Below are 14423 nucleotides of genomic sequence, written 5' to 3' on the forward strand. Positions count from 1 at the left end.
CACCGGCGCGACGAGTGCGGATCCGAGGAATCCGATCTGGTCACAGCCGGTCACAGCCTGGCCCAGTGACAGCCCGGCCCCGGTCACAGACGCGCGATCGTGTCCACGTCCTCACCGAATTCCCGGGCCGTCTCCTCGGACACGGTCGCCCTCGTCGCCCGCAGCGCCTCGAGGTAGTCATCGGTCGAGAGCACTTCCGTGCGGGAGGAGATGTCGACCTGCTGCTGCCGCAGCGACGACGCCAGAGCCTCCTGCGAGGCACGCCTGGCCGCATATTCGATATCTGCCGGAGTCAGCCCATCACTGGCATCGACGAGGACGGCGAGATCGACTCCGGAAATCGTGTGCTCGGGGATGTAGCGCGACCAGATCGCCTCCCTGGCGGTGGCATCGGGCAGACCGATCGGTATGACATAGTCGAAACGCCCATGCCGCAGGAACGCCGCATCGAGCGCCCGGACGAAGTTCGTCGCACAGATGAGCAGCCTGCCCTCGCGGTCCCGGAACTGACCGACCTGCTTGAGCAGCTCGTTCGTCACCCCCTGCGTCGGCGACGGCGGCTCACCCCCGCGCTTCGACGCGATCTCCTCGACCTCATCGATGAACACCACGGCATGCTCGAGCTCGTTGATCTGCTCGAACGTCGTCCGCAGACCCGCGGCCACACCACCGGGCTCACCCGACAGGCGCGAGGGGAACACCTCGACGAACGGCCAGTCCAGCCGCGAAGCCACCGCCTTCGCGAACGTCGTCTTCCCCGTCCCCGGAGGACCGAAGAGCATCACCGCCCGAGGTGGCACCACCCCGAAATGATCGGCGAGATCCGGTTCGGCCAAAGGCACGACGAGGCGGTCCTCGAGCATGTCCTTCTCCTCCTGCATCCCACTGACCCCGTCCCAGAGGTGGCGGGGCAGAATCCGTCCGCCCACCGCCTTGAGCCGGTCGAGCTCACGACGTTGGACGGGCAGGTGCCGTTCGACGTACTTCAACCCCGAACGGGTCTCGAAGCCGTTGGCCACCAGGCCATCGCACGCCGAGGTCCCGGCGGGAATGAGCATCGACAGTTTGCCCAAGCCCAGCGGCATGAGACGACGTTCGAGCGCATCGAGCAGCCCCGCCTCGGCGCGGGTGCCCTGCTTCCGCACGGTTTCGAGGACATGGAAGAACACGAGCACCCCCTGTCCGTGGGCGGCACGGCCGACGGCGGCGCCGACGACCTCCTCATCGCGGACGGCGACGACGGCCTGATTGCGCTGGCAGGTGGCGAGCACCTCGGAGAGCGGATAGAGCGGGGGAGCGGTCGTCGCAGACTCGGGAACGGCGGCCTCGAAGAGACGGATGATTCCGTCGAGATCATCATCATGGAAATCGCGGATGCGGGTGCGGGTCATCGAAAACTCCTTTGTTTCGGTGGCGGGCAGGGTCCAAGCGTAGACGATCTCCGCCCACCGGTCGTGATCTGTCTCTCACCATGCGCGCTCTGCGGCGTGCCCACGGACGGCCGGGCCGCCTCGGCGAGGGACCGACGAGGCGAATGACACCCGCAACGCGGGTGGACCACTGCACTCATGGGAGGAGGTGGGCGGTATCCTGGAACTATGGCGATTCTCGGTGACCAGGCAGCAGCGACTGCCATTGACGCGTTCGGTTCCGTCGGCACTGCAATGGTGACCCCATTCAAGCGCGACGGCAGCATCGACTATGCGTCCGTGGAGAAGGTGGCGAACCACCTCGTCGAGCTCGGCAACGACATGCTCGTCGTCTCCGGCACCACCGGCGAATCTCCGACGACGACCGACGACGAGAAGGTCGAACTCATCCGCGTCGTCCGCGGTGTCATCGGCAAGCGGGCGAAGATCATCGCCGGCACCGGCAACAACGTCACCGCGCACACCATCGACCTCTCCCGCCGATCGGCCGATGCGGGCGCCGACGGGATCCTGCTCGTCACCCCGTACTACTCGAAGCCGACCCAGCCGGCGATCGAAGCGCATATGCGTGCGGCCGCCGACTCCACCGACCTGCCGGTCATGCTCTATGACATTCCCGGCCGAGCCGGTGCCCCGATCATCACGGACACCCTGCTGCGACTGTCCGACCACCCGAACATCCTCGCGGTCAAGGACGCCAAGGGCGACCTCTTCGCCTCCTCGTTCGTGATGAACAACTCCTCGCTCGTGTACTACTCCGGCGAAGACGCCCTCAACCTGCCGCTGCTGTCCCTCGGCGCACTCGGACTCGTGTCCGTGGCCGGGCACGTCTGCTCCGACCGGTTCGCAGCCATGGTGGCCGCAGCGGCGAACAACGACCTCAACACCGCACGCACCCTTTCCCGCGACACCGCGGACGTGGTGGATGCGCTCATGAACCACATGCCGGGAGTCATCTCGGCGAAGGCCGCTCTGCAGGCCCAAGGAATACTCGACAACCGCGACGTGCGGATGCCGCTGCTCCCAGCTGATGAGGAGCAGATGGCGTTCGTCGCCGCCCAATTGACCAGGAGTGGTTACCTCAGTGAATAATGCATTGACACAAGAACTGTCCCTCCCACCGAAGATGGACAGAGAAGCCGTCCGCATCGTCGCGCTCGGCGGGCTCGGCGAAGTCGGGCGCAATATGACCGTCTTCGAATACCACGGCAAACTCCTCATCGTCGACTGCGGTGTGCTCTTCCCCGAAGAGGATCAGCCCGGCGTCGACCTCATCCTCCCCGATTTCTCCTACCTCGACGACCGCCTCGATGACATCATCGGCCTCGTGCTCACCCACGGTCACGAAGACCACATCGGCGCCGTCCCCTATCTGCTGCGCCGCAAGGGCGACATCCCGATCCTCGGCTCGCAGCTGACGATCGCGCTCATCGAAGCCAAGCTCAAAGAGCACCGGATCAAGCCCATCACCCGTGTGGTGAAGGAAGACGATGTCGATCAGCTCGGTCCCTTCGACCTCGAGTTCGTCGCCGTCAACCACTCGATCCCCGATGCCCTGGCCGTGTTCATCCGCACCGGCGCCGGAAACATCCTCCACACCGGCGACTTCAAGATGGACCAGCTGCCGCTCGACGGTCGCATCACCGACCTGCGCGCCTTCGCCCGCCTCGGCGAGGAGGGCGTCGACCTGTTCATGACGGACTCGACGAACGCCGAGGTCCCCGGCTTCACCGCGCTGGAGAAGGACATCGGGCCGGTGCTCGAGAACCTCTTCGGCACCGCCGAACGCCGCATCATCGTCGCCTCGTTCTCCTCCCACGTCCACCGCGTGCAGCAGGTGCTCAACGCCGCCACCGCCCACGGCCGCAAGGTGGCCCTCGTCGGCCGCTCCATGGTGCGCAATATGAAGATCGCCGAAGACCTCGGCTACCTCAACGTGCCGGCCGGGACGCTCATCGACATCAAGAAGGTCGACGACTTCCCCGATGATCAGATCGTCCTCATGTGCACCGGCTCCCAGGGAGAGCCGATGGCCGCCCTGTCGCGGATGGCCAACCGCAGCCACCGCGTCGACGTCGGCGACGGCGACACCGTCATCCTCGCCTCCTCGCTCATCCCCGGCAACGAGAACTCCGTGTTCAAGGTCATCAACGGCCTGATGAAGCTCGGCGCCCGTGTCATCTCGAAAGCCGATGCGAAGATCCACGTGTCCGGCCACGCCTCCGGCGGCGAGCTGCTCTACTGCTACAACATCGTCAAGCCCCGCGGCGTCATGCCCGTCCACGGCGAATGGCGTCACCTGCTGGCCAACGCCCGCCACGCCGAGGCGACCGGCGTCGATCCGAACGACATCGTCCTGGCTGATGACGGCTGGGTCGTCGACCTCAAGGACGGTCACGCCGAGGTCGTCGGCGCCGTCGACTGCAACTACGTCTTCGTCGACGGATCGTCGGTCGGTGAGATCACCGAGGCGGACCTCAAGGATCGTCTCGTCCTGTCCGGTGAGGGCTTCGTGACGATCTTCATGGCCGTGAATTCGCAGACGAAGTCCCTCATCGCCGGGCCCGAGATCCATGCCCGCGGTGTCGCCGAGTCCGACGACGTCTTCGACACGATCGTGCCGAAGGTCCAGAAGGCCGTCGAGGATGCTCTGCGCGACGGAACTGCCGATCAGTACCAGCTCCAGCAGGTGGTGCGCCGCACCATCGGCCGCTGGGTGTCCTCGAAGCTGCGCCGGAAGCCGATGATCGTCCCCATGGTCGTCATCGTCTGAGTTCGCGCCGTCTGAGGCGGCTGTGCCGGCGCGCGCTCGAGCGACCGCTCGCTCACGCAGCCAGACGCGACAGCGCGGTCTTCCGACAGCAGCTTGGTCCATGCACCGAGCTGATGTCGGAAGACCGCGCTGATGCGTCCTGGCCGACCGGATGAGTCACGTTCTGTTCTACGACTCAGGTTCAACCCCGATGCACAGAACAGAACGTGATGACGCCGGTCACAGAAGGTGATGACGGTCGGCGGACTGCCCGATTCGTCCCTGCGGAGGCGTCAGGAGCGGGCTGTGGGCTCCGGTTCGTCGTCATCGACGGAGGGGCCGACGTCGCGAGCCGTACGGCCACCTGCGCCGTCGCGAGACGAGCGCCCGTCTGCGCCTTCGGCATCGCCACCGGCATTCCCGTCGGCCGTGCCTCCGCTGCCGCCGCCCGCCTCGAGACCCGGCAGGGGCTTGCCCGGCGAGCGGCGGATCATGACCACGACGACGGCGAGACCGATGATGAGCGCGGTGAGCACGACGGTGCCCGCATTGAAGCCCAGCCCGTTGAGCCCGATGAATGCCAAGGCGCCCGCGGCCAGCGAATACACGAGCATCGGTATCGACGTCCGCCGAATGAGCTCGCCCTCCCGACCGACGAGTCCGACCGTCGCCGAGGCGGCCACGACGTTGTGCACGGCGACCATATTGCCCGCGGCCCCACCGACCGCCTGAGCCGCGACCACGGTCTCGGGGCTGGCCGCGCCGATGGCCGTGCCCGTGGAGAACTGGAACTGGGAGAACATGACGTTCGAGACCGTGTTCGACCCTGCGACGAACGCACCCAGGGCACCGATGAACGGGGCGAACAGCGGCCAGGCGTCGCCCACGGAACTCGCGGCCGCCTCGGCGAGGGTGACCGGCATCGAATCCAGGCCGGCGCCGTTGTAGTCGGCACCGGAGTTGATGAACACACGCACCAGCGGCAGCGAACACAGCAGCGCCACGGCCGCACTGGCGATCTGCGAACCGGCGATCTGCCACGAGCCTGCGATCTGCTTCTTCGTCATCCGGTGGATGAAGTAGGTCAGTCCGCAGGCGAGGACGAAGATCGCGCCGGGCGACCACAGCAGATCCATGTTCTGATTGATCGGAGTGCCGAAGATGCCCTCGATCTTGATCACCGCCGGACCGTTGAGGAACTCCTTGATCGCCGGCACATTGCGGGTGATGAGCAGCAGCGCGACGACGATGAGATACGGCGACCAGGCGCGGACCAGCGACATCTTCTTCTGCAGCTGCGCCTTCTCCTTGTTCGGGTCGACGGTGCCCATCCAGAACGCCGGCCACTTCTCACGCGGAGCGAAGTCCCAGGTCTTCTTCGGCATGAGGAAGCCCATCCGCGAGGTCGTCACGACGATGGCCAGACCGATGAGCCCACCGAGCAGGGACGGGAACTCGGGGCCGAGGACGTTCGCCACGATGAGGTAGGGAACGATCATCGCCAGGGCCGCATAGATGGCGAACGGAGCGATGGCCAGACCGTCGGCGAAGCGCCGGTTGGCACCGAAGAATCCGGTCATCAGGCACGACAGCAGCAGTGGGATGAGGATGCCGCAGCAGGCGTGGATGAGCGCAACCTGAGTCGCGGTGTGCGCGACGAACTCCGCCTGGTCGAGTCCGAGCTGACCGGCGCGCTCGGCGACATCGGCCGACATCGACCCGTCCTCCTGCGACAGTCCCGAGCCGATGCCCAGAACCATCGGAGTGCCCACGGCGCCGAAGCTCACCGGCGTCGACTGGATGATGAGACCCGCGAGCACCGCGGCGATCGCAGGGAAGCCGAGGGCGAGCATGAGCGGGGCGACCACGGCGGCCGGAGTGCCGAAACCGGCGGCACCCTCGATGAAGGAACCGAAGAGCCACGCGACGATGATGACCTGCACACGCCGATCCGGAGAGATCGCGATGAAGCCGGAGCGGATGGTCTCGATCGCCCCGGACCGCGTGATCGTGGCCAGCAGCAGAAGTGCGCCGAAGACGATCCACAGCAGGCCGATCGCGACGAGGAGACCCTGGACGACGGAGGCGCCGATCGTCACCCACTCGATCTTCCACGCGAAGTTCGCCACGAGTGCGGCGGCGATCAGCCCGACGGGCATGGCATATTTGGCCGGCCAGCGGAAGCCGATGAGCAGGATTCCCGCCAACAGGATGGGGGACAGGGCCAGGAGAGCTGCAACAGCGAGGTTGTCCACTTCTCAGTCCGATCTGCGGCACCTTTGCCGCGTCGATCCACGAAAGATGTTCCTTCGTTCATCTTCTCCAGCCCGCGACGTCGAGTCAACGAAAACACCGTCTCGAATCAGGGATAGGGTTTGACGAGACGTGCATCACCTCATATTCTTTCGTTGTGTGAACATAAATTTTCACGATGTGGAAGTTTCGCAGGCTAAACCCCGTTGACCAGCGAAAACGACGCACCTCTGAGTGCGGACAAGGACGCAGCACCTCTGTGCTGACTAAGGAGAACCATCGATGACCGCTCATATCGAAAACCTGGACATCCCCGCCGGGATGGAGATCACCGGTGAGCTGCCGGACGGGGCTGAGAAGGTCCTGACCGCCAAGGCGCTGGAGCTCATCGTCGACCTGCACCGGAAGTTCAACGGCGAGCGGCTCAGTCGTCTCGAAGCCCGCAAGGAACGCCAGGCCGAGATCGCCGCAGGCAAGGACCTCGACTTCCTGCCCGAGACCGCCGAGATCCGCAACGATCCCTCCTGGCAGGTCGCACCCCCGGCACCGGGCCTCGAAGACCGCCGTGTCGAGGTCACCGGCCCCACGTACAAGAAGATGACGATCAACGCGCTCAACTCCGGCGCGAAGGTGTGGCTGGCCGACCAGGAAGACGCGAACACCCCGCAGTGGGACTCGGTCATCCAGGGCCAGCTCAACCTGCTCGACTCCCTCAACCGCGACATCGACTTCACCTCGCCCGAGGGCAAGGAATACAAGCTCGCCCCCGATGAGGAGCTGCCGACCATCGTCGTGCGCCCCCGCGGCTGGCACATGCCCGAGAAGCACATCCTCATCGACGGTGAGGAGACCTCCGGTTCGCTCGTCGACTTCGCGCTCTACTTCGCCACCGCCGGTCAGATCCAGATCGAGAAGGGCCGCGGCCCCTACTTCTACCTCGCGAAGATGGAGAGCCACCTCGAGGCCCGCCTGTGGAACCAGGTCTTCGAGCACGCCGAGGACGCCTTCGGCCTGACCCGCGGCACCATCCGCGCCACTGTGCTCATCGAGACCTACCCGGCGGCATTCGAGATGGAGGAGATCCTCTACGAACTGCGCGAACACTCCGCCGGCCTCAACGCCGGTCGCTGGGACTACATCTTCTCCGTCATCAAGTACTACCGCTCCCGCGGCTCCGAGTTCCTGCTTCCGGACCGTTCGGACGTGACGATGACGGTGCCGTTCATGAACGCCTACACCGAACTGCTCGCACGCACGTGCCACAAGCGCGGGGCGCATGCCATCGGCGGCATGTCCGCGTTCGTCCCCTCGAAGGACGAAGCCGCGAACAAGGCCGCCTTCGACAAGGTGCGCGACGACAAGTCGCGTGAGGCCGGCAAGGGCTTCGACGGCTCCTGGGTCGCCCATCCCGGAATGGTCGCCCTGTGCAAGGAGGTCTTCACCGAGACCCTCGGCGACAAGCCCAACCAGATCGACAACAAGCGCGAAGACGTCGACGTCACCGCCGCCGATCTCCTCGATGTGAAGTCGACCCCGGGTGCGATGACCGAGGCGGGCCTGCGCACCAACGTGTCCGTCGGCATCCAGTACCTGCGCGCCTGGCTCGAAGGCAACGGCGCGGTCGCCATCAACGGGCTCATGGAGGATGCCGCGACCGCTGAGATCTCTCGCTCCCAGGTGTGGCAGTGGCTGGATGCCGGAATCACCCTGGACTCCGGTGAGAAGGTGACGAAGGAGCTCGTCGAGCGCGTCGTCGCCGAGGAGGTCGCCGAGCTGCCCGGTGACGACGCCGATTGGAAGGACGCCACCGACACCTTCGTCTCGGTCGCGATCGCTCCTGACTACGTCGACTTCCTCACCCTGCCGGCCTACGCCCGCATGCCGTGATCCGAACGTCGTGATCGACCACGGCCGATCCGTGTGCCCTGACCGGGGCAGACGGATTCGCGGCCGGTGAGTCGCTGGACGCCCCCGAAATCTGTGCCACACGCACCGACTTCGGGGGCGTTCTTCGCTAAGCTCGACGTACACATGCGCCCGGCGCCCGAGACCGCAGGAACGGAAGATGAGCCTGACCACAGACGAACTGCCCCGACTGGCCAGTCCCAGCAGCATCGCCGAACTCTCCGAGCTCATGGCCCGCGCCCACGGCGAGAACCGCACCGTCGCCGTGTTCGGCGGCGGCACCGCCTTCGACGATCATCCGCCTGCGGACACTCCCGGGCTGCTCATCGACCTGACCTCGATCGCCGAGGTGGCCGACCCTTCCAGCGACACCATCCGTGCCGGAGCCGGAACCCGGACCAGCGCGCTGAACAGGCTCACTGCCGAGTCCGGACAGGAGACCCTCGCCGATCTTCCCCTCGACCGCATCGACGCCGGGGCCACCCTCGGCGGGATGATCGCCACCGCGGCCGCCGGACCCCGCCACCTGCGCCGTCCGCGCCTGGCGGAGACCGTGCGGTCGGTGACGACCGTCGCCGCGGATGGGACCATCGCCCGCACCGCCGAGGGGCTCCATCCGGATCTAGGCGGCCGCGATCTTCCCCGGCTCGTCGCCGGATCCTGGGGGACCCGAGCGATCATCGTCGAGGCCGAGATCCGGCTGACGAACAGACCCGAAGTCCAGAGATTCGTGTGGATTCCCGGCACCGAGGCGGCCGCCGACCTGCTCATCGCCCGCCGTGGTCCCGATGCGGTCGTCATCGAGCGCCCACCCGGCTCACCCGCGGCGACAATGGTCCTCATCGAAGGGGAGCCCGATGAGGTCGAAGCCGAGGTGGGCCACCTCGTCGACCGGATCCCCGGGGCGACTCCCTGTGGGGAGCCGGAATGGTGGGGTCGTCGGGCGCGGCTGGCCGCGACCATCGCGGTGTCCGCGGCGCCGAGCTTCATTGCGACTCTCATCGATGCTGTCGCCCGGTTGGAGACGACGATCGGCTATCCGCTGCAGCTGCGGGGCACCGCCGCGGGATACTTCGAACTCGGCATCGGCGCCCCGGAATCCGAGCCGGGAGTGGCCACACGAGTGGTGCTCGAACACCTGCGCAGCTTCGGTCTGCACAGGATCGCCGCCCGGCTGATCCACGCACCCGCACCTGTCTGGGCTGAGGTCGACGCGTGGGGTCCGCAGCCGGGCCGACAGGGTCTGCGCGAGCTCAAGACGCTCGTCGACCCGCGAGGAGTCCTGGCCCCGGGCCGCGGCATAGCCGGAATCTAGCGCGGCGATGGCCGGCGCGCCAGCAGCACACCCGGCGCGATCGATATCGCGGTTCTACTTCACCAGCAGTACCGGGCACTCGGCCTCGAGGATGACCTGCTGCGCGCTCGACCCGAGCAGCAGCTTCACGACCGGCGAGCGGCGTTTGGCGGCCATGACGATGAGTCGTGCTCCATGGTCGTCGGCCAGGCCGAGGATCTGCTCGGCCAGATCGGAACCGGCACGGTGGACGGCATAGTCCAGCCCCGCCTCGGCGAGGGCGGCACCCAACCGGGTGCACTCGGCCAGGGGAGACGTCGAGGGGGCCGTCGTCGTATCCGTGCCGAACACGACCGCCTGCAGCGCCGCGTTCTCGCGTCGGGCCGCGGCGATCGCCTGCTCGAGCACCGCCTCCGAGGCGTCCGGACGCAGCGCCAGGACCACGGTCGCCGACGCCGAGTCGATGCCCGGCGAGGCGGTGACCTGCAGGGACGGGGCCGGGAAGCGGGACTGTGGGGCAGAATAGAGATCAGTCATCGTAAGCTCCTCAGCCGATTCCGATGACGCCGACGGCCACACCGACCGCGAGCATGACGAGGGCGACGATGAGCGCACGCCAGAGCACCTTCTTATGGTGGTCGCCGAGCTCGACGCCGGACAGCGACACGAGCAGCAGGATCGCGGGCACCAGCGGCGACTGCATATGCACGGGCTGGCCGGTGATCGAGGCGCGGGCCATATCGGCGGCCGAGATGCCGAAGTGGGAAGCGGTCTCGGCGAGCACGGGCAGGATGCCGAAGTAGAAGGCGTCGTTGCTCATGAAGAACGTCATCGGGATCGACAGCAGACCGGTGATCACGGCCATGTAGGGTCCCATCGAGGTCGGGATGACCTCGACGAGCCATTCGGCCATCGCATCGACCATTCCGGTGCCCGACATGATGCCGGTGAGCACGCCGGCGGCCATGACCATGGCGACGACGGAGATGATCGCGGTGGCGTGGGAGGCGAGCTCCTCCTGCTGGTCCTTCATCTTCGGGAAGTTGACCATGAGCGCGATGACGGTGCCGATCATGAACAGGTACGGCAGCGGCAGGATGTCGATGATGAGCAGGACCATCACGGCCAGGGTCAGGCCCAGGTTGAACCAGAACAGCTTCGGCCGCAGGGTCGCCCGATTCGGGTCGAGCGCGGTGTTCGCCAGACCCGAACCGGCGGATCCGGCCGCGTCGTCCGCGGAGGTGGGCCCCGCCTCGGCGGCGGTGCCGTCATTCGCCGAGGCGGCGCCCGAGTGTCCGTCCACGTGACCCGAGGTCGTGGTCGGATCCCCGGCGGCGGTTCCGGCACCGGCACCGGCGACGGCGCCGACGAGGTCCCTGCAGCTGTTCGATCCGCGGTCGGTGACCCAGGTGACGCCGTTCTTGGCCAGGCGGCGGCGTTCGGAGAGACCGAGCAGGTAGGCGAAGAGCAGGCACACGAGCAGACCCGCGGCCAGGGAGGGCACCATCGGGGCGAAGATCTCGTTCGCGTCGATCTGCAGCGCCGAGGAGGCGCGTGCCGTCGGACCGCCCCAGGGCACGATGTTGAGCGTGCCGTTGATGAGGCCGGCCACGCAGGTGAGCACCACCGGCGACATCTCGAGGCGCTGGTAGATCGGCAGCATGGCCGCGGTGACGACGATGAACGTCGTCGATCCGTCGCCGTCGAGGGACACGGCGCCGGTGAGCAGTGCGGTGCCGAGGACGACCTTGACGGGGTCGTTGCCGGCGATCCTGAGGATGAACTCGACGAGCTTGTCGAAGAGGCCGACGTCGATCATGATGCCGAAGTAGATGATGGCGAAGAGCAGCAGCGCTGCCGTCGACGACATCGAGGCGATCGCGTCCATGACCATCTCACCGATGCCCAGGCCGGCCCCGGCGAAGAGGCCGAAGATCGTGGGCACGAGGATGAGAGCGAGGATCGGCGAGAGTCGTTTGGTCATGATCAGCGTCATGAAGACGAGGATCATGGCGAAACCGAGAATGACAAGCACGAGCTTCTCCTTCGAAGGCGAATGTGAGGCTCGAAACACCGTAGGGCCCAGCTCACGTGCCGCGCGCGCTTGTGTGCACTGATGGCGTTTAGATCGTTGAGCGCCTTTTGCGCATTGCGCTCAACCGCGGCTACGCTGAGCGCGTGCCCCGGCCCCACCGTTCGTTCTCCCGTCGTGTGCTGATCTCTCAGCTCGCGCTCGTTGCCGTGATCCTCGCCCTGGTCACCGGAGTGTTCGCGTGGCTGGGGGCGCGCACCGTCACCGAGGTGACCGAGACCGAAGCGCTGGCCACTGCCCGGACGCTGGCGATCGACCCGGACGTCCGCGCCGCTGCTACGCAGGCCTCGGCCGAGCACGCCGACGAACCCGATGAGCAGCTCGTGTCCTCGATGCTGACGATCACCGATGATCTGCGCGACCGGTCGGGCATCACCTTCGCCGTCGTCACCGATGATCGCGGCATCCGACTCACCCACCCCGACCGGTCGAAGATCGGGCACAAGGTCTCGACCTCCCCGGAGGAGGCGCTGGCCGGTCGCGAGAACGTCTCCCACGAATCCGGGACCCTGGGTGAGACGGTGCGGGCGAAGGTGCCGATCTATTCGAGCGAGGACGGCCAGACCGTCGTCGGTGAGGTCTCGGTGGGCATCTTCGCCTCCGTGCTCGATGCCGATGTCCGCCGCGAACTCATCCTGCTCGGCACCGTGGCGGTGCTCGCCCTGGCGCTCGGCGGGATCGTGTCGGTCATGCTCGGACGCCGGCTGCGTCGGGAGACGCTCGGGGTCGGTCCCGAAGAGCTCGCCGAGATGGCCCGCGACCAAGGAGCCGTGCTGCATGGACTCGACGACGGGGTGCTGGGCTTCGACGCCAACGGGACGCTGACATTGAGCAACTCGAATGCGAAGGAGCTGCTCGGGACGGCCTCCGACAAGGCGGTGGCGGCCGTGTCCGACGGGAAGGGCAGAGCCGCCTCGGCGAAGGACGGCGACCAGGGGAACGACACGGTCGATGCGAACGGCGCTGTCGCCTCGGTGAAGGAGATCGACGACGCCGAGCTGATCGTCGTCCCCGACGAGATCACCGCGATGATGGCCGACGCCCCGGATGAGGGCGCACTGCGGCGGCGGATCACGATCGGCGACCGGATCCTGCTGGCCACGGCGGTGCGCGTCCAGCGCGACGGAGTCTCCGTCGGCGGGGTCGTGACCCTGCGCGACGAGACGCAGATGCTCACGATGGCCCGTCAGCTCGAATCCGTGACCGCCATGGCCCGGGCCCTGCGCACCCAGCGTCACGAATTCGCCAACCGGCTGCACACCGTGCTCGGCCTCGTCGACACGGGCGCGACCGACGAAGCCCACACCTACCTGTCCTCGATCCTCGGCACCGGCCCGATCACCACCCCGGTCGAGGACATCGATCTCATCTCCGACCCATACCTGCGCGCCGTTCTGGAGGCGAAGGGGACGACCGCCGCCGAGGCGGGGGTGAGCTTGGCCGTGACCCCCGACTCCCTGGCCGTGGGCGCGGTCCACGACCCGGAAGCGGTCACGCTCATCCTCGGCAACCTCATCGACAATGCGGTGCGTGCGGTCGTCGCGGGTCAGCGGTTCACCGACGACGGAGGCCGGGTCGAAGTGCAGGTGCTCAGCTCCGGGACGGAACTCCACGCGGTCGTCACGGACACCGGCGACGGGATCGACGACGAGCTGGGGAAGAAGATCTTCGACGAGGGATTCTCGACCTCGACGGCCGCCTCGGCGCCGGATTTCGGGATCGGACTGACCACGGGAACAGGCACCGGGGACGGCCACGGACTCGGCATCGGACTCGCGCTCAGCCGCCGGGTCGCGGAGAAGGGCGGGGGAGCGGTGTGGCTCATCGACGGCCACGATCCCGAACTCGGCGGGGCGAGCTTCGGCATGCGCCTGCCCGATGCGCTCGACGAACCGGCGGGCGACGGCTCTGCTGCTGAGACGGACGGCCATGCCGCCGCGGGAGCACGCGGTGCCGCCGCGGACGACGACAACGACTTCGGAACGAATGAGGAGAGATGATGGTCAACGTTCTCGTGCTCGATGACGACTTCTTCGTCGGGCAGATCCATGCCCGCTACGTCGACGAGGTGCCCGGTTTCACGGCGTTCGAACCCGTCCGCGACCTGAGAACGGCACGCGAAGTCATCGCAGAGAACGATGTCGACCTGCTGCTCGTCGACTATGTGCTGCCCGAGGGCACCGGGGTCGACCTCATCCGCGAAACCGACATCGATGCGATCGTGCTCTCGGCCGTCACGGATCCGCAGGTGGTCCGCTCATCGCTGCGGGCGGGGGCGATGACCTACATCGTCAAACCCTTCGCCGCCGAGGTTCTGCAGAACTTCCTGCGCCGCTATGCCCGGTTCCGCCGCTATTGGGAGCGGGAGAAGGTCGGTCAGGCCGATCTCGAACGGCAGCTGCGCAACCTCCACGATGCGGCGGCCGTCGGCGGGACCGGGGCGAGCCCGGCAGGATCGTCGACGACGACTCGGATCCTCACCGCACTCGAGGAGGCGAGCGGTCCGATGACGGCCCTCGAAGTCGCCGAGGCGGTCGGGGCCTCGCGTGCCACCGCGCAGCGGCATCTGGCGAAGCTTGCCGAAGCCCGCACGATCACGGTCTCCCTGCAGTACGGGTCGACGGGCCGGCCCGAACACCTCTACGCCACCCGCTGACCCGGCGCGTACGTAGATTCTGCACCGGATGGACTGTTTCT

At 67.0% G+C, this 14423-nt stretch carries 10 protein-coding genes; 6 read left to right on the forward strand and 4 right to left on the reverse strand.

Annotated elements, in window-relative coordinates; genetic code table 11:
• Nucleotides 1-83: 83 nt before the first annotated feature.
• A complete protein-coding gene (locus FHG09_RS14020) occupies nt 84-1391 on the reverse strand; it encodes an ATP-binding protein (protein ID WP_152348261.1) in 1308 nt (435 codons plus the stop codon).
• Nucleotides 1392-1598: 207 nt separating this feature from the next.
• On the opposite strand from FHG09_RS14020, the gene dapA reads away from it, so the two are divergent.
• Nucleotides 1599-2522, forward strand: a complete 924-nt coding sequence (gene dapA / locus FHG09_RS14025; RefSeq protein ID WP_152348262.1) for a 4-hydroxy-tetrahydrodipicolinate synthase — start codon at nt 1599-1601, stop codon at nt 2520-2522.
• 34 nt (nt 2523-2556) lie between these two features.
• Nucleotides 2557-4203, forward strand: coding sequence for a ribonuclease J (locus tag FHG09_RS14030; RefSeq protein WP_152348381.1), 1647 nt, complete (start codon nt 2557-2559; stop codon nt 4201-4203).
• Nucleotides 4204-4475: 272 nt separating this feature from the next.
• Here FHG09_RS14030 and FHG09_RS14035 read toward each other — a convergent pair whose 3' ends face one another.
• Nucleotides 4476-6437, reverse strand: coding sequence for an L-lactate permease (locus FHG09_RS14035; protein WP_227492773.1), 1962 nt, complete (start codon nt 6435-6437; stop codon nt 4476-4478).
• A gap of 280 nt (nt 6438-6717) precedes the next feature.
• Here FHG09_RS14035 and aceB point away from each other — a divergent pair, with 280 nt between their 5' ends.
• Together aceB and FHG09_RS14045 are read left to right on the forward strand one after the other, a co-directional pair.
• A complete protein-coding gene (aceB, locus tag FHG09_RS14040) occupies nt 6718-8322 on the forward strand; it encodes a malate synthase A (RefSeq protein WP_152348263.1) in 1605 nt (534 codons plus the stop codon).
• A gap of 178 nt (nt 8323-8500) precedes the next feature.
• Nucleotides 8501-9655: an FAD-binding oxidoreductase gene (locus FHG09_RS14045; protein WP_152348264.1), complete on the forward strand. Its 1155-nt coding sequence runs from the start codon at nt 8501-8503 to the stop codon at nt 9653-9655.
• A gap of 54 nt (nt 9656-9709) precedes the next feature.
• Here FHG09_RS14045 and FHG09_RS14050 read toward each other — a convergent pair whose 3' ends face one another.
• Together FHG09_RS14050 and FHG09_RS14055 are read right to left on the reverse strand one after the other, a co-directional pair.
• On the reverse strand, nt 9710-10171 hold the full coding sequence (locus FHG09_RS14050; protein ID WP_152348265.1) for a universal stress protein: 462 nt from the start codon (nt 10169-10171) through the stop codon (nt 9710-9712).
• A 10-nt stretch (nt 10172-10181) separates the two neighbouring features.
• A complete protein-coding gene (locus FHG09_RS14055; RefSeq protein ID WP_152348266.1) occupies nt 10182-11669 on the reverse strand; it encodes a CitMHS family transporter in 1488 nt (495 codons plus the stop codon).
• A 143-nt stretch (nt 11670-11812) separates the two neighbouring features.
• Between FHG09_RS14055 and FHG09_RS14060 the strand changes: the two genes are divergently transcribed.
• Together FHG09_RS14060 and FHG09_RS14065 are read left to right on the forward strand one after the other, a co-directional pair.
• A complete protein-coding gene (locus FHG09_RS14060) occupies nt 11813-13726 on the forward strand; it encodes an ATP-binding protein (RefSeq protein ID WP_152348267.1) in 1914 nt (637 codons plus the stop codon).
• Complete coding sequence (locus tag FHG09_RS14065) at nt 13723-14382, forward strand: response regulator (RefSeq protein ID WP_227492774.1); 660 nt, start codon at nt 13723-13725, stop codon at nt 14380-14382. Before FHG09_RS14060 ends, FHG09_RS14065 begins: the two co-directional genes overlap by 4 nt.
• Nucleotides 14383-14423: the final 41 nt, after the last annotated feature.

It is taken from the genome of Brevibacterium sp. CFH 10365, assembly GCF_009299785.1.
Taxonomy (GTDB): domain Bacteria; phylum Actinomycetota; class Actinomycetes; order Actinomycetales; family Brevibacteriaceae; genus Brevibacterium; species Brevibacterium limosum.